Genomic DNA, 17,522 nt, shown 5'->3' with positions numbered 1-17,522 from the left:
GCGTTCCCCTGCTTGAACACAACAAACGCAACCCTATATCAACATCATCTGAATCAACATCTCCGGAGTAAAAAATGGGAAAAATCATCGGCATTGACCTCGGCACCACCAATTCCTGCGTGGCCATCATGGAAGGCAACACCACCAAGGTGATTGAGAACGCCGAAGGCGCGCGCACCACGCCTTCCATCATTGCTTACATGGAAGACGGCGAAATTCGCGTCGGCGCACCCGCGAAAAACCAGGCCGTGACCAACCCCAAGAACACGCTCTATGCCGTGAAGCGCCTGATTGGCCGCCGCTTTGAAGAGAAAGAAGTCCAAAAAGACATCGATCTCATGCCTTACGCCATCGCTAAGGCTGACAACGGCGATGCTTGGGTTGAAGTGCGCGGCCAGAAAATGGCGCCTCCGCAAGTCTCGGCTGAAGTGCTGCGCAAGATGAAGAAAACCGCCGAAGATTACCTTGGCGAAGAAGTAACTGAGGCCGTGATCACCGTGCCCGCGTATTTCAATGACAGCCAGCGCCAAGCCACCAAAGATGCTGGCCGCATTGCTGGCCTCGATGTGAAGCGCATCATCAACGAGCCGACCGCAGCGGCTCTCGCTTTCGGCTTGGACAAAGTCGGCAAGGGTGATCGCAAAATCGCTGTGTATGACCTCGGTGGCGGCACGTTTGACGTGTCGATCATTGACATCGCTGATCTCGATGGAGAGAAGCAATTTGAAGTGCTCTCCACCAATGGCGACACCTTCCTCGGTGGCGAAGATTTTGACCAGCGCATCATCGACTACATCATTGCCGAATTTAAGAAAGACACGCAAGTTGACTTGAAGAAAGACGTGCTCGCATTGCAGCGCTTGAAAGACGTGGCCGAGAAAGCCAAAATTGAGCTTTCCAGCAGCCAACAAACCGAGATCAACCTGCCCTACATCACGGTAGACGCTTCAGGCCCGAAACACCTGAACATGAAGCTCACCCGCGCCAAGCTGGAGAGCTTGGTGGAAGAGTTGATCGAGCGCACCATTGCCCCTTGCCGCACCGCGATCAAAGACGCTGGCGTGAGCGTGAGCGATATTCAAGACGTGATCCTCGTGGGCGGCATGACGCGCATGCCCAAGGTGCAAGAGAAGGTCAAAGAATTCTTCGGCAAAGAGCCACGCAAGGACGTGAACCCGGATGAAGCCGTGGCCGTGGGCGCAGCGATTCAAGGCCAAGTCTTGAGCGGTGATCGCAAAGACGTTCTGCTTTTGGACGTAACCCCCTTGTCTCTCGGCATCGAAACGCTAGGCGGCGTGATGACCAAGATGATCAAGAAAAACACGACCATCCCTACCAAGTTCGCACAAACCTTCTCCACTGCGGATGACAACCAACCCGCCGTGACGATCAAGGTCTATCAAGGCGAGCGCGAGATGGCCGTGGCCAACAAAGGTTTGGGCGAATTCAACCTCGAAGGCATCCCACCCGCAGCACGCGGCACGCCACAAATCGAAGTGACTTTCGACATCGACGCCAACGGCATCTTGCACGTTTCCGCCAAAGACAAAGGCACCGGCAAAGAAAACAAAATCACCATCAAGGCCAACTCGGGATTGAGCGAAGACGAAATCCAAGCCATGGTGAAAGACGCTGAGCTCAACGCTGAAGACGACAAGAAAAAACTCGAACTCGTCCAAGCCCGCAACGAAGCCGAAGCCGCCCTGCACTCCACCAAGAAATCCTTGGGTGAGTACGGCGACAAGCTAGAAGCTGGCGAGAAAGAAAAAATCGAAGCCGCCTCCAAAGAGTTGGAAGAAGCTTTGAAAGGCGAAGACAAAGCCGCCATCGAGCAAAAGTCTGCAGCCCTCGGTATCGCCTCTCAAAAGCTGGGCGAGAAAATGTATGCTGACATGCAAGCATCCCAAGCTGCGCAACAAGCGGGCGCGCAAACGGCTGGGCAAGATGCTGGCGAGAAAAAGCCAGCTGATGACAACGTCGTTGACGCTGAAGTGAAAGAAGTGAAAAAAGGCTAAGCCCGAGAGCTCACAAGCCCGCCGCGTTGATCTGAAAAGATCTTCGCGGCGTTTTGCCAAACACAGATTGCACAAAAGTTAAACCAAGATGGCCAAGCGCGACTTCTACGAAATCCTCGGTGTTCCAAAAAACGCCTCCGATGAAGACATCAAAAAATCCTATCGCAAGATGGCGATGAAGCATCATCCTGACCGCAATCAGGGGGATACGGCCAAAGTAGCTGAAGAGAAGTTCAAAGAGGCCAAAGAGGCCTATGAGATGCTGTCTGACCCAGACAAGCGCGCGGCCTACGATCAGTATGGCCATGCGGGTGTCGATCCGAACATGCGCGGTGGCCCGGGCGGGGCGGAAGGCTTTGGCGGCTTTGCCGAGGCCTTTGGCGATATCTTTGGTGATGTGTTTGGCGGGCGCGGCCAGCGGCAAGGCAGCGGGCGGCAGGTCTATCGCGGTGGCGATTTGAGCTATGCGATGGAAGTGACGTTGGAAGAGGCGGCCTTCGGCAAAGAAGCGCAAATCCGCATCCCCAGCTGGGATAACTGCAACACCTGCGGCGGCAATGGCGCGAAACCCGGTACCAAACCGATCACCTGCACCACCTGCCATGGCCACGGCCAAGTGCAGATGCGCCAAGGCTTTTTCGCGGTGCAGCAAACCTGCCCAACCTGTAAGGGCACAGGCAAGATCATCCCCGAGCCATGCACGAGCTGCCATGGCGTAGGAAAGATCAAGAACACGAAAACACTGGAAGTCAAAATCCCATCCGGCATCGACGACGGCATGCGCATCCGCAGCGCTGGCAACGGCGAGCCGGGAACGAACGGCGGGCCAGCAGGCGATCTCTACATTGAAATTCGCGTGGCCAAGCACGAGATCTTTGAGCGCGATGGCGATGATCTGCATTGCCAAGTGCCGATCAGCTTTGCCACGGCTGCTCTGGGCGGTGAAATCGAAGTGCCTACGCTCGATGAAGCCGCAGACAACAAACTCGGTAAAGTCGGCATCGACATCCCCGACGGCACACAGCACGGCAAAACCTTCCGCCTACGCGGCAAAGGCATCAAAGGCGTGCGCTCCAGCTACCCCGGCGATCTGTATTGCCACGTCGCGCTAGAAACGCCGGTGAAGCTCACCGAGCATCAGCGCAAGCTCATGAAAGAGTTTGACGAATCCGTGCGCAAAGGTGGCGCGAAGCATTCGCCGAATGAAGAGACTTGGGGCGATAAGCTGAAGAAGTTTTTCACGGCTTGATATGGCGTGCAAGCGGGCAGCCTGATAATCACAGGATGCCCTCTTCCCGCGCTGATCTTTCCGTTGACCTCCGCGTGCTCAAAGCCCAAGATTTGCGGGCTTTTGTGAGCCTACGCAATGCCTCATTGCAGCGCTACCCCGATGCGTTCACCTCGGATTACGCTACCGAGAAAGACAAGCTGCCAGAAGCTTTTGCCTCACGCTTAGGCGATGCTGAGAGCGGTCATTTCATCCTCTGCGCTTTTGATAGGCAAGGCGCTCTATTGGGCACAATTGCGATGGAACGTGATAAAGATGTGCGGCCGCAAAAGCGCCATATTGCGCATGTCACCGCTGTCATGGTGTCTGAGACCGTTCAGCGATTTGGCGTGGCGACAAAATTAGTGAAGCATTGCGTTGAGTTGGCTCTAGCTAATTCAAGCTTGGATCAATTGGTCTTGACGGTGACCGCAAGCAATCAACACGTCGTTCGGCTCTATGAGAGCGCTGGCTTTGTTAGTTATGGGTTGCTGCCACGAGCGATTCTTGTGCAAGGTCAGTTCTTCGAAAAACTCCACATGCGCCTAGATTTAGCAGCATTGCGCGACAATCAGCATCCATGAAATCTTTAAACGATATCGCCGCTGAACTGCTGGGCTACGACCCTGCGGCTTTGCCTGCAGGCAAGGTGAATGAATTTTTGGCGGCCTTGGTGCAGTCTGTGCCTGAAACTGAGGAGTTGCCTCTGGCGCAGGCATTGGATCGTGTGCTCGCGCAAGATGTGATTTCGCCGATCAGTGTGCCGCCGCACGACAACTCGGCGATGGATGGGTTTGTGTTTGCGGGCGCTCAGATGCTCGCTGGGCAGACGACTCGGCTGAAGATCATAGGCACGGCTTTGGCGGGTAAGGCTTGGCAAGGCCGCGTCGGCACAGGCGAATGCGTGAAGATCATGACGGGCGCAATCATGCCCGAGGGTTTGGATACCGTGGTGCCGCAAGAGATGTGCAGCTTGCATGGCGAGGAAATAGAGATTCCTGCAGGTATTCTTAAGACGGGTGACAACCGTAGATTCGCTGGCGAAGACTTGATGGCGGGTAGCGTGGCGCTATCAAAAGGTGAGCTGCTTGCGCCCGCAGCTCTTGGGCTGTTGGCCAGTTTGAACATATCTTCCGCCCAGGTGTATCGTCAGCTCAAAGTGGCTTATTTCTCCACTGGCGATGAAGTGCTGAGCCTAGGCGATGTGCCGCGCGAAGGTGCGATTTACGATTCGAACCGATACACCGTGATCGGTATGCTCAAGCGTTGGGGCTACGACGTGATCGACATGGGCGTGGTGCGAGATTCGCCAGAAGCCTTGGAAGCCGCGTTCATGCAAGCTGCCGCCCAATCGGATGCCGTGATCACCAGCGGCGGCGTGAGTGTGGGCGAAGCGGATCACACCAAGGCGATGATGAAGAAACTGGGTGATGTGGCCTTTTGGAAGATCGCCATGCGCCCCGGCCGCCCGATGGCGGTGGGGCGGATATCGTCTGCAGTTTTTGAAGCGAAAACGACTGTTTCCCGGCAAGAAATAAGCGCGAGCAGCTATCAAAATAATAGTATTCTCTTCGGTCTGCCGGGTAATCCTGTGGCTACGATGGTGACCATGCTCGCCTTCGTGCGCCCTGCTCTCTTGCGCATGAGTGGCGCAAATCCCCAGAAATACTGCGGCCAGCCTTTGTATTTACAAGCGGCAAGCCTTGAGAGCCTGCGCAAAAAACCAGGCCGCACCGAATACCAGCGCGGCCTCGTCACGCGCGCGAGCGATGGCAGTTTGCAAGTGCGTACCACGAGCAGCAACCAAGGCTCGGGCGTGCTCTCTAGCATGGTGCAAGCCAATGGGCTGATCGTGTTGCATCATGAGCAGGGCAATGTGTCTATTGGTGAGAAAGTAGACGTGATGATGTTTGAGGGCGTGATGTGAGCACTGTGATTCAAACCATCGAAGAAGCGGCTCTCAAATTAGAAGCCGCTGGTGTGGGCTTTGGCCATGGCACCACCAATGCTTTCGATGAGGCGGCTTGGCTCGTGCTCTGGAGCTTGAAACTGCCTTTAGACAGCCTTGATTCAGAGCAAAACAGGCCTGTCTCCGGCATAGAATCTGCGCAGATTGCTACTCTTTTGAGAGCACGCATCGAATCACGCCAACCTGCGGCCTACCTTACAAATGAAGCTTGGCTGCAAGGCGTGCCCTTTTATGTGGATGAACGCGTGATCGTTCCGCGCAGTTTTATTGCCGAGCTGATCGCCGATGCCGATGAACAGGGCACGCTGGATTATTGGCTGCGCGAAGACACCCGCAATGTGCTTGATTTGTGCACGGGAAATGGCTCGCTGGCCATTCTCGCAGCCATGGCTTTCCCTGAAGTTCGGGTGCATGCGGCTGACATCAGCCCGGATGCTCTCGCTGTGGCTGCTATCAATGTACAAAAGCATGCTTTGCAAGACCGTATCGAACTCATCCGCTCTGACGGCCTTGCCCAATGCACGGGTATCGCAGGTCAGCCCTACGATCTGATTTTGTGCAATCCGCCCTACGTCAACAGCGCCAGCATGGCTGCCTTGCCCGCTGAATACCTAGCCGAGCCAGAAATCTCACTGGCAGGCGGCGCAGACGGCATGGATTTCATTCGCCCTCTTCTCAAAGCTGCACCCCAGGTGATGAGCGAGCATGCCGTGCTCGTTTTGGAAATTGGTAACGAACGCCCTTACTTCGAGCAAGCCTTTCCACGGTTGCGTGCGGTGTGGCTTGAGACAAGCGCGGGGCATGATCAGGTATTGTTGCTTGAACGAAACACACTGCTACGTGACATTTAGCGCATTTACCAGCTTGGCCTGGACTATGGGGGAAATACTCCAGTGCTTCGTAACATGTGCCGCTTAGAATGTGCAATCAAAAGTATTCTTTGTTTGTCTGAATGAACGACCTTCCACCACCCATCCAGCACCTGGGGCGCTATGACATCGTGCGCGTGCTCGGGCAAGGCGCCATGGGCGTGGTGTATGAAGGCCGCGATCCTAATCTGGATCGCCGCGTCGCCATCAAGACGGTGCGCGTGGTGGGCATGGCCGCCAACGAGATTGTGGAATATGAGCAGCGCTTCAAAACCGAAGCACGCTCAGCGGGGCGCTTGCAGCATCCCAATATTGTGAGCGTGTATGACTCCGATAAGCACGTGGATGCAATGGGGCAAACCGCCTACATCGTGATGGAGTTTGTGCAAGGCGAGGATCTGAAGCACTTTCTAGACGCAGGCAAACGCTTCTCACTGGAGCAGACCGCCTTCATGATGTCTGATTTGTTGGCGGCGCTAGATTACGCACATAAAAACAAGATCATCCATCGCGATATCAAACCTGCCAACATGCTGCTCACGCGCGAAGGCCGCATCAAGCTCACCGATTTTGGCGTCGCCCGCATCACCGACTCGGGTGAAATGACCAAAACCAGCGGCGGCACAGTAGGCACACTCAAATACATGTCGCCTGAGCAAGTGGCGGGCAAAGGCGTAGATTCCAGCTCGGATTTGTTCTCAGCCGGCATCGTGCTCTATCAGCTGCTCACTGGCGTGCGCCCATTTGATGGCGAAGGCTATCTGGACATCGTTTCAAAAATAGTCAAAGAAGACCCCACACCACCTAGCCATATCGTCGGTGCTTTGCCACCTGCATTGGATGCCGTGGTGGCCAAGGCCTTGGCCAAAAGCAAGCTTGATCGCTTTCCAGATGCAGCCAGTTTTGCCTCTGCGCTCAAATCTGCTGTCAACAATGCAGACCTCACGATCACGCCGACCGCACAAGCGCGCCCAGAAGTGCTCGAGGGCATCGGCACCTTTCCAGGCAGCATTGGCGGCAGCAGCGGCTCGGGTAGCACCGTGACGCAGGAGCTAGAGCTCGTTTATTGGAAAGACATCAAAGACAGCAGCGAGCCTGAAGTGTTGGAAGGGTTTTTAAAGCGCTTCCCGATTGGTATTTACGCTGATCTGGCCAAGCGCAAACTCAAAAGCTTGGCCGATGCGCAGCGCGTGGCAGGTGCCGCATCGCGCTACGAAGCCACTCAGCTGCGTAGGCCTGGCGAGGCCACCCAGGTTACGGCTGTGTCATCTGTTGCTACGGAAATCACGGGTGCAGTCCACACGGCTGCTGCCAGTGATGTTGCGAAAACCGCAGCCGATGACCCGACCCTGCCGCCAAGTGCCTACAACGATTCTGAATACGGCCCCAGCACGCAATTTGCTGCCACGCAGTTTCCCATGACGGAGCCCGGCGCTTTGGGCAAAACGCCTGAGCGTGATGCAACCGATAAAAGTGGCTTGAAGCCCATGCCATTGGAGACTGCACCGGCGCAATTGCCGCCCTCAGCCAGGCCAAGCAAATCCTCCCCGCCTTGGGCGCTGATCGGCATGGCAGCTGTAGCCATCGCAGCAGGCGCTTGGTGGTTCTCCAAGAGCTCAGAAACAGCACAGGCGGTGCAAGAGCCGGCAACAACCACAGCCACCAACACGATCACAGCCCTCACGCCCACCTCTTCAGTCAGTGTGACATCCAGCCTCTCCAGCGACGAAACCACAACCAGCGCAACTGGCCTAGCCACCACAACAGCAAGTGCACCCACCAGCACGACGGTAGTTAGCGCGCCGCTGCCCATGGCATCTGCGGCAGCGCGTGCTGCATCAGCAGCTCGCGCCTTGCTACCCGCGCGCCGAGCCAGTGCGCCCACAAGCACAGCATCGAGCCCATCAAGCAGCGCTACGCCAGCGCCTGCAGTCACACCATCGCCCCCCGAGCAAACCACCCCTGTACCACGCGCCAGCTCGTCTGCAGCAGCCAGCTCGCCCACAGCGCCCGCAACTCGCAACGCGACGAACCCACGCGAGGCATGCGAAGGCAGGATACTTCTGGGCTTTTTGAATTGCATGGCTGAGCAGTGCGAGCGTGCCAATTTCAAAAATCATCCCGTCTGTGTGGAAAGACGCGAGATGGAAGAGCGCCGCCGTAATACGCAGCCAAGCAATTAAAATACAGCATCAGCGCTTTGACGCGCTTCTTCATGCTCCAAGCGCTCCTGGCGCTGCCCCTGCCTTTCATGATTTCCCTCAAAAACATCACGCTGCGCCGCGCGGCCAAAGTGCTGCTGTCTGATTGCAGCGTCACCATCCAACCCGGCGAAAAAGTCGCCCTGGTTGGCCGAAACGGCGCAGGCAAATCCAGCCTGTTTGCTTTGCTCACTGGCGAGCTGCATGAAGACAAAGGCGACTTTTTCATGCCCAGCGGCTGGCGCATGGCGCAAGTGCTCCAGCACATGCCTGAGACAGAAGACAGCGCCACAGAATTCGTACTCACCGGCGATACGCGCTTGATGGAACTCAATGCCGAGCTCGCCATGTGGGAGCAGCATCCCGATCAAAACGAAGCCGGCAACCACATTGCCGAAATGTACGAAAAACTCGATCATGCGGGCGCACATGACGCGCGCGCCAGAGCCCAAGCCTTGATCCTCGGTCTTGGCTTTACGACCGACGAACTCGACATGCCGGTCAACAGCTTCTCCGGCGGCTGGCGCATGCGCCTGCAGCTGGCACGCGCGCTGATGTGCCCGGCTGATTTGCTGCTACTCGATGAGCCCACCAACCACTTGGATTTGGATGCCCTCGTCTGGCTAGAAAGTTGGCTCACGCGCTTTGAAGGCACGATGGTGGTGATCAGCCACGACCGGGAATTCTTGGATGCCGTGACCAAAGTGACGCTGCATATCGAGAACAACCAAGTCACGCGCTATGGCGGCAATTACACCTGGTTTGAAGAGCAGCGCGCCCTGCGCATGGAGCAGCAGCAAGCCGCGTTTGGCAAGCAGCAAGAGAAGATCGCGCATCTTCAAAGCTTCATTGACCGCTTCAAAGCCAAGGCCAGTAAGGCCAAACAAGCGCAAAGCCGCGTTAAGGCTTTGGAGCGTATGGAGCGCATTGCGCCGATGCTCACCTCAGCCGATTTCCAGTTTGAATTTCGCGAGCCGCAAAACATCCCGAATCCGATGCTCTCGATCACGGACGCGACGCTGGGTTATCAAAGCGCGAACCAGCAGACTCCAATTCTGACTGGCCTCACGCGCTCTGTGATGGCTGGCCAGCGTATCGGCATCTTGGGTGCGAACGGTCAAGGCAAATCCACTTTCGTGAAAACAGTCGCCAAGCAGCTTGCGCCCTTGGCAGGTCAGATCACCGAAGGCAAAGGCTTATCCATTGGCTATTTCGCGCAGCAAGAATTGGATGTGTTGCATGAGAAAAGCACGCCACTGGAGCACATGACGCGCCTAGCTAAAGAAGTGGGCCCGCCCGGTCGCGAGCAAGAGCTGCGCAATTTCTTAGGCACCTTCATCTTCAACGGCGATATGGTCAATCAAGCCGTGGGCAGTATGAGCGGCGGCGAGAAAGCGCGCTTGGTTTTGGCGATGGTCGTTTGGCAAAAACCGAACCTCTTGTTGCTTGATGAGCCCACCAACCACTTGGATCTCACCACCCGCGAAGCTCTGCAAATGGCGCTCAATGAGTTTGAAGGCACCGTGATGCTGGTGAGCCACGATCGCGCCTTGCTGCGCAGCGTCTGTGATGAATTCTGGCTGGTCGGCAGCGGTGTCGTGAAGCCCTTCGATGGTGATCTCGATGATTACCAAAAATACCTGCTGGATATGGCCAAGCAGCGCCGCGAGAGCTTGGCTGCACGCAACAAAGCACAAGCTCAGACCAAGCCTACAACTCCTTCGGCAGCGCCTGTTGCTATTGAATCCATAGCTGTTCGCGCAGATTCCATCAGCGTAGACAGCCTAAAAGACTCAAAAACCAAGGCTGAACCTATCTTCAAGAGCAAAGAGCAGCGCCAGCAAGAAGCTCGCGATCGTTCAGCTCTGGCCGAGAAAACCAAGCCTCTGAAAAAACGCTTAGAGCAGTTTGAAGCCAGTATCGCCGCCCTCAAAGCCGAGCAAGAAACTCTGCACAGCAAACTCATGCAGCCATTGCCCAGCGCTGAGCTGATTGAGGCCAACAAACGCTTGGCCACCATTGCCAGCGAAATCGAAGATGCGGAATGGAAATGGCTGGAGGTCTCTGAGCGCATTGAAGGCCTAGAAACCGCCTAAAAAACTCATGCTCTCTGCGTCTTCATGGCTGCGTTGCATCTATGGTGTAAAGTAAGTTGGTCTTCTGACATTTCGATCACTATTGACCTAGGAGAAATCAAACATGTTGAGCATTATCGGAACCATTGTTATCGGATTCATCGTCGGTTTGGTCGCTCGCGCCCTTAAGCCCGGCGACGACAAACTGGGCCTGATCATGACGGCAGTATTGGGCATCGCAGGCTCATTTTTGGCCAGCTATGCAGGCGCAGCCTTAGGTTTGTACAAGCAAGGTGATGTGGCAGGCTTTATTGCATCCGTCGTTGGCGCTGTGATCTTGCTCGTCATCTACGGCTTGGTCACTAAAAAATAAGGGCTGTGATGGTGGCTGCAGCTGCTGATTTGCCAGCCGGTGTGATCAGAGCAGAACAGCGTGCGCGTAAGCTCATTGCAAAGCGCGCGCTGGTCGCTGCCGCAGCCGGCGCCGTGCCCTTGCCAGGTTTGGATTGGGCAGTCGATGCTGCCCTGCTCTCTAAGCTGATTCCGCAAATCAACGAAGAATTCGGCCTTGCGCCACATCAAATCGCCAAGCTCCCCGTGCATCAGCGCGAGCGCGTGCAAACTGCGATTGCCCTCGTAGGGGGCGCACTTCTGGGAAAACTCATCACCAAGAGCTTGATCATCCGTGCGATGAAAGCCGTCGGTGTGCGCTTGACTGCTGCCCAAGCGGCTAAATTCGTCCCTCTCGCTGGCCAAGCCGCTAGCGCTGCGCTCAACTACGCCGCCCTGCGCTGGCTGGGTGAGCAGCACATCAAGGATTGCCTTCGCGTCGTACAAGAAGCGAAATTGCAGTTAATCGCACCCGCGCACTGACCGTAAAAACAAAAAGCCTTGTGTTGTTGAACACAAGGCTTTTTGAATTCGGCTAACAGGTTTGAATCTGGTGGGCGATACATGGATCGAACATGTGACCCCTGCAGTGTGAATGCAGTGCTCTACCGCTGAGCTAATCGCCCGAAGCCTTAAATTATACAACGACTCGGGATCGCTTTGCGGGGCTAGGCCGCACACCGCTCTCCTACAGCGCGGGATCTCTCATTTCCCAACGAATTTTGTCGATTTCGGCAAGTAACTCTTTGGACAGGACCGGCGTGTTCCAAGCATCCAAGCATTCATCGAGCTGCGCGAGGCTGGTCACCCCGATGATGGTGCTGGCCACACGCCAGTTTTGGTAGCAAAAGGCCAAGGCGAGCTGCGTGGGTGTGAGGCCGTGGGCTTTGGCTAAAGCGTTGTAGCGTCGAGCGGCCACCAAATGCTCAGGCCTGCCCCAGCGTTGCTGCTGAAAACGCTCATACAAAGCCATACGGCCTGCTCTGGCTTCTGAGGAAGCGCTCGGGTCGGTGAGGCCATTGAGCGTATCGTATTTGCCGGTGAGTACGCCAAAGCCCAGCGGCGAATAAGCGAGCAAGCTCACTTCACTGCGATACATGACCTCATCCAAGCCGTTGTCCACAATGCGGTTCGTTAGGCAATAGGGGTTTTGTACGCTGACGATTCGCGCGAGGCCATGCTGCTCAGCTAGGCGCACGAATTCCATCACTCCATAGGGCGACTCGTTAGAGAGACCAATCGTACGCACCTTGCCAGCTTTGACCAAAGCTGAGAGCGCATTGAGTTGCTCATGAATCGATGTGTTACTGGAGAGCTCTTTGTCAATCGCACGGTTGAAATACGGCGCGCCAAAGGCCGGCACATGGCGCAGCGGCCAATGGATTTGGTAGAGATCAATCACATCGGTTTGCAAGCGGCGCAGGCTGTCTTCACAGGCTTGCGTCATTTGCGCGGGCGTCACATTCAAGCTACCACCGCGCACCCAATCCATGCCACGTGCTGGGCCAGCCACTTTGGTGGCCACGATCCATTTCTGGCGCACACCCGGATTGGCTTTGAAGTAGTTGCCAATGATCGTCTCAGTCACGGTGTATTTCTCGCCCGTGGGCGGTACGGGATACATCTCAGCTGTATCCATGAAATCCACACCGCGCTCTAGGCTGCGGGCGAGAATGGCATGGGAATCTTTCTCATTGACCTGCTCACCAAAGGTCATGGTGCCTAGGCAGATGGGATGGATATGAAGATCGGATTGACCGAGGCGGCGTTTGGTTGGGTTGATGATGCTCATGTTCGCTAAGTATGCCGCAAAGCATGCAATCAAGCGCGTGGCAATGATGGGGGATTGGGGTGCAGCCGTGCCATCAAGTAGGTATCCGCATAGATGCCATCACGCAGCATATGGCCGCGCATCGTGCCTTCATGCACAAACCCATGCCGTTCGTAAAGCGCAATGGCGCGCGCGTTATCTGCAAACACCGTGAGCTCAACACGCAAGATGCCAGCCCAGTTGTCTGCCCAATGAAGTGCCGCTTCCATCAGAAGCTGGCCCACGCCCTGCCCTTGGAAATTTTTAGCCACCGAAATTCCCAAGCCACGCACATGCGCTCTGCGAAGACCGGGCTGCACCAGATGCAAACCGATCATGCCGACGATTTTCTGTTGCGCATTGAAGGTTTCGGTGCAGGCTACCAGCAGCAGTCCTGCAGGATCGAGCTTGCTAAAACGATCCAGCCGCGAAGCCACTGGCATCATGGGCAATTGTGATGTGCCTTCAAACACGCCTTCGCTGCCAATCAAGGCAGAGAGTGCAGCAGCATCTTCTGGCTCGGCAGCACGTATTTGCAACGCAATAGCAGCTTCTGTCATTGGGCTCTCTCTTTGAATCGCTCTTCTTCCTGCAAACGCAACACCCGCCTTTGCACCTTGCCTGTCGTCGTCATCGGCAGTGCATTGATGAACTCGATCTCTTTCGGATATTCATACGGCGCAAGCAAGCCGCGCACATGTTGCTGGATGCTTTGAATCAGATTGTCATCATGATTTTTAAGGCCTTTTATGTCATTCGCCGGCATAAAACCTGCGCGAAGTGCTACTATTTCAGGAGCAAGTACCACATAAGCTTTCACCAATGCACCGCGCTCTGCATCGGGCTTAGGCACCACAGCTGCATTCAAAACCGCAGGGTGTTTGAGCAGGCAATTTTCTACCTCGCCTGGCCCGATGCGATAGCCCGCCGCTTTGAACATATCGTCAGCGCGGCCTTGATACCAAAGATAGCCATCCACATCCGCAAAAGCCAAATCCCCTGTACGACACCAGCGCTGGCCATCTGCGCTCACTGTGGTCTTCTTCTTGGTGGCGGATTCGTTGTTCCAATAGCCGAGGAAGAACACAGGATCGGGCTTGCCGTGCACGTCCAAATGATTCACGGCCACTTCGCCGATCTCGCCTGCTTTGCAAGTCTCACTGGCTTCATTGATGACGGCCACCTGATGCCCTGGATAGCCTTTACCCATGCTACCTGGCTTGGAGGGCCAAAACTTATTGCAGTTGCCCACGACATAGTTGATCTCCGTCTGGCCAAACATTTCATTGACTTTCACGCCCAACTGATGCTCACACCAGTCATAGACCGCATCACCCACCGCCTCGCCTGCGCTCATGAGCGCTTGCAAGCGAAGCTTGAATTTGCGCTTAGGTTCGGGGAAGGCTTTCATCATCGCCTTCAAAGCCGTTGGGAAAAGAAAGGTATGGGAGACGCGATGGTTTTGCAAAATCTCGAAAGCGATTTCTGGCGAGAAGCGGCCATTGAAGGCGATGATTTCTCGGCCAAAGTAAAGCGTGGGCAAAAGCGCATCCATCAGGCCGCCCGTCCACGCCCAATCTGCAGGGCTCCAAAATACCGCATCGGATTTTGCATTGCTGCGGCCATCAAAGCCAAACCAATTTTGGCTCGCGACAAAGCCCGTTAAATTGCCCAGCAGCGCGCGATGTGGAATCAACGCCCCTTTGGCGGGCCCCGTGGTGCCACTGGTGTAAATCAACACAGCGGCTTCATCAGCACGCGTCTTCACCAGAGGAAATTGGGCAGGCTGCATCAGTGTTGCCAGCGCGTAATCAATATCGCAATGCTCAGCGGCATCCCCCATGCCGATCACACAGCGCAAAGCGGGGCAACTTTTGCGCGCATCGCGTACCGCCAGAATCGTGCTTTCATCCACAATGGCCACAACTGCAGCCGAATCTATGAAACGGTATTCCAGCGCCTCGGCGCCAAACAGCATGGACAGCGGCATCGCTACCGCACCCATTTGCAGCACGGCCATGTAAGCGACCGCTGTTTCTAGGCGCTGTGGCAGCACGATCGCCACACGATCACCGCGCTTGACCCCCTGATTCTTGAGCAAGTGGCTGAGCTGATTGGCCTGCGCAGCGAGCTGCTCATAGCTCATGATTTCATGGTGTTTTTGGCTTCTCCCCGGCATAGAATGTGCGCGGACTGCTATGTTTTTCATAGTATCCGGGTTATCTGCCCAGCGCCGCACGCACTCCTGCGCCATATTGAACTGCGCCGGCACATGCCAACGGAACTGCTTGTGAATCGCAGCGTAAGAGTTCAGTGGCGCTTTTGTCGCAGGCATGACGTTTCCTAAAGGTCGGAAGGCATTATTCCACTAACATTGCCCCATGTATTCCCCCATTCGTCCTAGCACCAGCCGATTTTTGCGCATTCGTACACACCAATACCATTTGCGTGAATGGGGGCAGGCTCAGCCTGGCGTACCCAGCCTCGTCATGGTGCACGGGTGGATGGATGTGGCTGCCTCCTTTCAATTCGTGGTGGACGCCCTAGAAGCCACAGCGCTGGCTGGCCGCCACATCATCAGCCCCGATTGGCGCGGCTATGGTCTCACCCACCATGTGAACAATGCCAATAAAAGCTGCATGGGCGAAGACACTGACAACTATTGGCTGCCCGATTACATGGCCGATCTGGATTTTTTGGTCGACCATGTCTCGCAAGATGCGCCGATCGATCTGCTCGGCCACAGCCTGGGCGGCAATGTGGTGATGAGCTACGCCGGCGTACGCGCCGAGCGCATTCGCCGCTTGGTCAATCTGGAGGGCTTCGGCATGCCGGAGACCAAGCCCGCCCAAGCACCCACGCGCTATGCGCAGTGGCTGGATCAACTCAAGCAATTTCACAAAGGCGAGATGGCCATGCGCGCCTACCCCGCCATCTCTGGTGTGGCATCGCGCCTGATGAAAACCAATCCACGTCTGTCGCAGGCCAAAGCGGATTGGCTAGCGCAGAATTGGTCTGCCAAAAATGCTGCCGGCGAATACCAAATCTTGGGCGACCCCGCCCACAAAATCGTTAATGCCAACCTGTCGCGCGTCGAAGAAACGCTCGCCCTCTACCAACGCATCAGCATGCCTTTGCTCGCTATCGAAGCCTCCGATGATTCCATGACCGGCTGGTACAAAGGCCGCTACACCTTGGCGGATTACCATGAGCGCTTAAAACAAGTGCCTAACGCTCGCATTGAACGCATCGAAGACGCAGGGCATATGCTTCACCATGATCAACCTGAACAGTTAGCTGCTTTGTTAGCTGGGTTTTTGGCTTAAATTTAAAGCCTTTTTGGCAGTTTGACGGCGTAGTTATTGCGCGAAGTGCTATTGAATTTATAGTAATGACATCGGGTTTTGTCACTCCCGCTCTGCACTTGCAACCCGATCAAACTCTCGCAGCCAAAGCCACCATCTCGCCTATGCGCCTCGCCTCCGCGTCAATCGAATAGTGATTCACCACACGCTCCCGCCCAGCGAGTGCCATCTGCGCCATGCGCTCAGGTTGAGAGAGTAGTTTTTCTAAAGCCAGCACCAGAGAGGGCACATCATCCGTGGGGATCAGATGCCCCGTCTTGCCCTCTTCCACGATCTCTTCAAAAGCGCCAGTGCGGCTGGCCACGACAGCGCTGCCACAGGCCATGCCTTCGATCGGGGTGAGGCCAAAGCCTTCGTTGAGCGGGCAAGCGACCGTGATGCTCACGCGTTGGTACCAGAGCGCCAAATCTTCAGCAGGCACGAGGCCAAGCCAGATAAAGCGCTGGCTCAAGCCAGCCGCATCAATTTGCTGGACCAATTCCGCTTTGTAGGCCTCGTCTTCGGGTTTGCACAGACCACAGATCACAGCAGTGAAATCGGGATATTTGGGTAGGAGCTCGATCAGCGCAGGTACGAAAATATGAATACCTTTTTGATGCCGCACACGACCAAACACGCCGATGCCATAGCGCCCCGGCAAGCCAGAATCCTTCCAAGCTGCAAGCTGGTCAACAGGCGGCACGAAATCGCGTGTGTTCACGCCATGCGGGATCACACGCGTGAGCTTGGGGACGACATCAGCGATTTGCTCTGCGGCAAGCGGCGTGGTGGAGATCACAGCATCCATGCGGCTGATGAGCCAAAGCGGCCAGCGGCCATGGCGGCGCGTGGCGGCTGAGGTGAAGAGCAAGGCAATCGGTAAACGCAGCACGCCGCGCAGAAAAATAGCCAAAATCATTTCGTGATCGCGCCGCACATGCCAGACGATCTTTCTGCCATCGGGTAGCAGTTTGCGAGAGGCCCAAATGGCTTGCCACAGCGAAAGATGCTGAAAATCTTTTGATGCGGACTTCGCCTCTGACAAGCCTGGTATGTCTGAGCCCACATAGCCCACGCGCAGCAACTTCGCTTGCACAGGTAACAAATTGGTGATCGTTGTCGTCACGCCTGAGAGGCGTTTTTTCATACAGGTGATGATGACTTCGGGGCGTTGATCAACATTCATGGATTGCTCTTTCAACGATCTTTCACCCAATCGCCACTGGCTATGATCGGCTTGCCTACACTGAAGCTGGGGTTGATCTCGTACACAAAGCAATCACGCCACTGGCCTGCCACTTGCACGCGGATCGCGCGCTTGAAATACTCATCAGGCTGTGCAGGATATTCGGATTCAATGGCATCCAGCTTTTTTTCCAACTCGGCACTCACGGCATAAACCTCACCGACAATCTGCGACGAGCCGCCCAATGTCACGCCGGGGTAGCCACCCAAGTGAAACATCGTGCCGGCAATGCTGGCCTCGCCAATGAACTGCGGCGCAGGCGTGAGGCGGGTGATGTCGTTGTCATCGCCGCGTCGAAGCGTCCCATAAACGAAAAACAATTTTGCTTCTGGCATG

15 protein-coding genes and 1 tRNA gene are annotated in these 17,522 nt (G+C 55.7%); 10 read left to right on the top strand and 6 right to left on the bottom strand.

Features of this window, described 5'->3' with window-relative positions:
* The first annotated feature begins 74 nt into the window (after positions 1 to 74).
* From dnaK to KIH26_RS04690, 9 genes are all read left to right on the top strand, one after another.
* Positions 75 to 2,015, top strand: a complete 1,941-nt coding sequence (dnaK, locus tag KIH26_RS04730; RefSeq protein ID WP_213442961.1) for a molecular chaperone DnaK — start codon at positions 75 to 77, stop codon at positions 2,013 to 2,015.
* An 88-nt stretch (positions 2,016 to 2,103) separates the two neighbouring features.
* The gene (gene dnaJ / locus KIH26_RS04725; protein WP_213442959.1) at positions 2,104 to 3,264 is read left to right on the top strand and encodes a molecular chaperone DnaJ; all 1,161 of its coding nucleotides are present in this window, start codon (positions 2,104 to 2,106) and stop codon (positions 3,262 to 3,264) included.
* Positions 3,265 to 3,299: 35 nt separating this feature from the next.
* Positions 3,300 to 3,866, top strand: coding sequence for a GNAT family N-acetyltransferase (locus tag KIH26_RS04720; protein ID WP_213442957.1), 567 nt, complete (start codon positions 3,300 to 3,302; stop codon positions 3,864 to 3,866).
* Positions 3,863 to 5,209, top strand: a complete 1,347-nt coding sequence (gene moeA, locus KIH26_RS04715) for a molybdopterin molybdotransferase MoeA (protein WP_213442955.1) — start codon at positions 3,863 to 3,865, stop codon at positions 5,207 to 5,209. The genes KIH26_RS04720 and moeA overlap by 4 nt, the downstream gene beginning before the upstream one ends.
* The gene (prmB, locus tag KIH26_RS04710; protein ID WP_213442954.1) at positions 5,206 to 6,102 is read left to right on the top strand and encodes a 50S ribosomal protein L3 N(5)-glutamine methyltransferase; all 897 of its coding nucleotides are present in this window, start codon (positions 5,206 to 5,208) and stop codon (positions 6,100 to 6,102) included. Before moeA ends, prmB begins: the two co-directional genes overlap by 4 nt.
* 101 nt (positions 6,103 to 6,203) lie before the next feature.
* On the top strand, positions 6,204 to 8,303 hold the full coding sequence (locus KIH26_RS04705; protein ID WP_213442952.1) for a serine/threonine-protein kinase: 2,100 nt from the start codon (positions 6,204 to 6,206) through the stop codon (positions 8,301 to 8,303).
* Between the two features lie 68 nt (positions 8,304 to 8,371).
* Positions 8,372 to 10,417, top strand: a complete 2,046-nt coding sequence (locus KIH26_RS04700) for an ABC-F family ATP-binding cassette domain-containing protein (RefSeq protein WP_213444677.1) — start codon at positions 8,372 to 8,374, stop codon at positions 10,415 to 10,417.
* A 103-nt stretch (positions 10,418 to 10,520) separates the two neighbouring features.
* Positions 10,521 to 10,769 (top strand): GlsB/YeaQ/YmgE family stress response membrane protein, encoded by a 249-nt coding sequence (locus tag KIH26_RS04695; RefSeq protein WP_213442950.1) that lies wholly within the window; start codon positions 10,521 to 10,523, stop codon positions 10,767 to 10,769.
* 8 nt (positions 10,770 to 10,777) lie between these two features.
* Positions 10,778 to 11,269, top strand: coding sequence for a hypothetical protein (locus tag KIH26_RS04690; RefSeq protein WP_213442948.1), 492 nt, complete (start codon positions 10,778 to 10,780; stop codon positions 11,267 to 11,269).
* A gap of 68 nt (positions 11,270 to 11,337) precedes the next feature.
* Here KIH26_RS04690 and KIH26_RS04685 read toward each other — a convergent pair.
* From KIH26_RS04685 to KIH26_RS04670, 4 genes are all read right to left on the bottom strand, one after another.
* Positions 11,338 to 11,412 (bottom strand) — tRNA-Val (locus tag KIH26_RS04685).
* A 62-nt stretch (positions 11,413 to 11,474) separates the two neighbouring features.
* Positions 11,475 to 12,578: an aldo/keto reductase gene (locus tag KIH26_RS04680; protein ID WP_213442947.1), complete on the bottom strand. Its 1,104-nt coding sequence runs from the start codon at positions 12,576 to 12,578 to the stop codon at positions 11,475 to 11,477.
* Between the two features lie 29 nt (positions 12,579 to 12,607).
* A complete protein-coding gene (locus KIH26_RS04675; RefSeq protein WP_213442945.1) occupies positions 12,608 to 13,156 on the bottom strand; it encodes a GNAT family N-acetyltransferase in 549 nt (182 codons plus the stop codon).
* A complete protein-coding gene (locus tag KIH26_RS04670; protein ID WP_213442943.1) occupies positions 13,153 to 14,931 on the bottom strand; it encodes an acetate--CoA ligase in 1,779 nt (592 codons plus the stop codon). Before KIH26_RS04670 ends, KIH26_RS04675 begins: the two co-directional genes overlap by 4 nt.
* Positions 14,932 to 14,977: 46 nt before the next feature.
* Between KIH26_RS04670 and KIH26_RS04665 the strand changes: the two genes are divergently transcribed.
* A complete protein-coding gene (locus tag KIH26_RS04665) occupies positions 14,978 to 15,922 on the top strand; it encodes an alpha/beta fold hydrolase (RefSeq protein ID WP_213442941.1) in 945 nt (314 codons plus the stop codon).
* Between the two features lie 109 nt (positions 15,923 to 16,031).
* Here KIH26_RS04665 and KIH26_RS04660 read toward each other — a convergent pair whose 3' ends face one another.
* Positions 16,032 to 17,126 carry a glycosyltransferase family 4 protein gene (locus KIH26_RS04660; RefSeq protein WP_213442939.1) on the bottom strand — a complete coding sequence of 365 codons (1,095 nt, stop codon included), beginning with the start codon at positions 17,124 to 17,126 and terminating at the stop codon, positions 16,032 to 16,034.
* Positions 17,127 to 17,137: 11 nt separating this feature from the next.
* A complete protein-coding gene (locus tag KIH26_RS04655) occupies positions 17,138 to 17,521 on the bottom strand; it encodes a gamma-glutamylcyclotransferase family protein (protein ID WP_249660953.1) in 384 nt (127 codons plus the stop codon).
* Position 17,522: the final 1 nt, after the last annotated feature.

It is taken from the genome of Variovorax sp. PCZ-1, from assembly GCF_018413605.1.
In the GTDB taxonomy this organism is placed as follows: Bacteria; Pseudomonadota; Gammaproteobacteria; order Burkholderiales; family Burkholderiaceae_C; genus JANMDU01.
This window is presented reverse-complemented; position numbering and strand designations above follow the sequence as displayed.

Excerpts from the sequence above, each read along its gene's own strand:
- dnaK (WP_213442961.1), top strand. The coding sequence starts at position 75 with ATGGGAAAAATCATCGGCATTGACCTCGGCACCACCAATTCCTGCGTG.
- dnaJ (WP_213442959.1), top strand. The coding sequence starts at position 2,104 with ATGGCCAAGCGCGACTTCTACGAAATCCTCGGTGTTCCAAAAAACGCC.
- KIH26_RS04720 (WP_213442957.1), top strand. The coding sequence starts at position 3,300 with ATGCCCTCTTCCCGCGCTGATCTTTCCGTTGACCTCCGCGTGCTCAAA.
- moeA (WP_213442955.1), top strand. The coding sequence starts at position 3,863 with ATGAAATCTTTAAACGATATCGCCGCTGAACTGCTGGGCTACGACCCT.
- KIH26_RS04705 (WP_213442952.1), top strand. The coding sequence starts at position 6,204 with ATGAACGACCTTCCACCACCCATCCAGCACCTGGGGCGCTATGACATC.
- KIH26_RS04700 (WP_213444677.1), top strand. The coding sequence starts at position 8,372 with ATGATTTCCCTCAAAAACATCACGCTGCGCCGCGCGGCCAAAGTGCTG.
- KIH26_RS04695 (WP_213442950.1), top strand. The coding sequence starts at position 10,521 with ATGTTGAGCATTATCGGAACCATTGTTATCGGATTCATCGTCGGTTTG.
- KIH26_RS04690 (WP_213442948.1), top strand. The coding sequence starts at position 10,778 with ATGGTGGCTGCAGCTGCTGATTTGCCAGCCGGTGTGATCAGAGCAGAA.
- KIH26_RS04680 (WP_213442947.1), bottom strand. The coding sequence starts at position 12,578 with ATGAGCATCATCAACCCAACCAAACGCCGCCTCGGTCAATCCGATCTT.
- KIH26_RS04675 (WP_213442945.1), bottom strand. The coding sequence starts at position 13,156 with ATGACAGAAGCTGCTATTGCGTTGCAAATACGTGCTGCCGAGCCAGAA.
- KIH26_RS04670 (WP_213442943.1), bottom strand. The coding sequence starts at position 14,931 with ATGCCTGCGACAAAAGCGCCACTGAACTCTTACGCTGCGATTCACAAG.
- KIH26_RS04665 (WP_213442941.1), top strand. The coding sequence starts at position 14,978 with ATGTATTCCCCCATTCGTCCTAGCACCAGCCGATTTTTGCGCATTCGT.
- KIH26_RS04660 (WP_213442939.1), bottom strand. The coding sequence starts at position 17,126 with ATGAATGTTGATCAACGCCCCGAAGTCATCATCACCTGTATGAAAAAA.
- KIH26_RS04655 (WP_249660953.1), bottom strand. The coding sequence starts at position 17,521 with ATGCCAGAAGCAAAATTGTTTTTCGTTTATGGGACGCTTCGACGCGGC.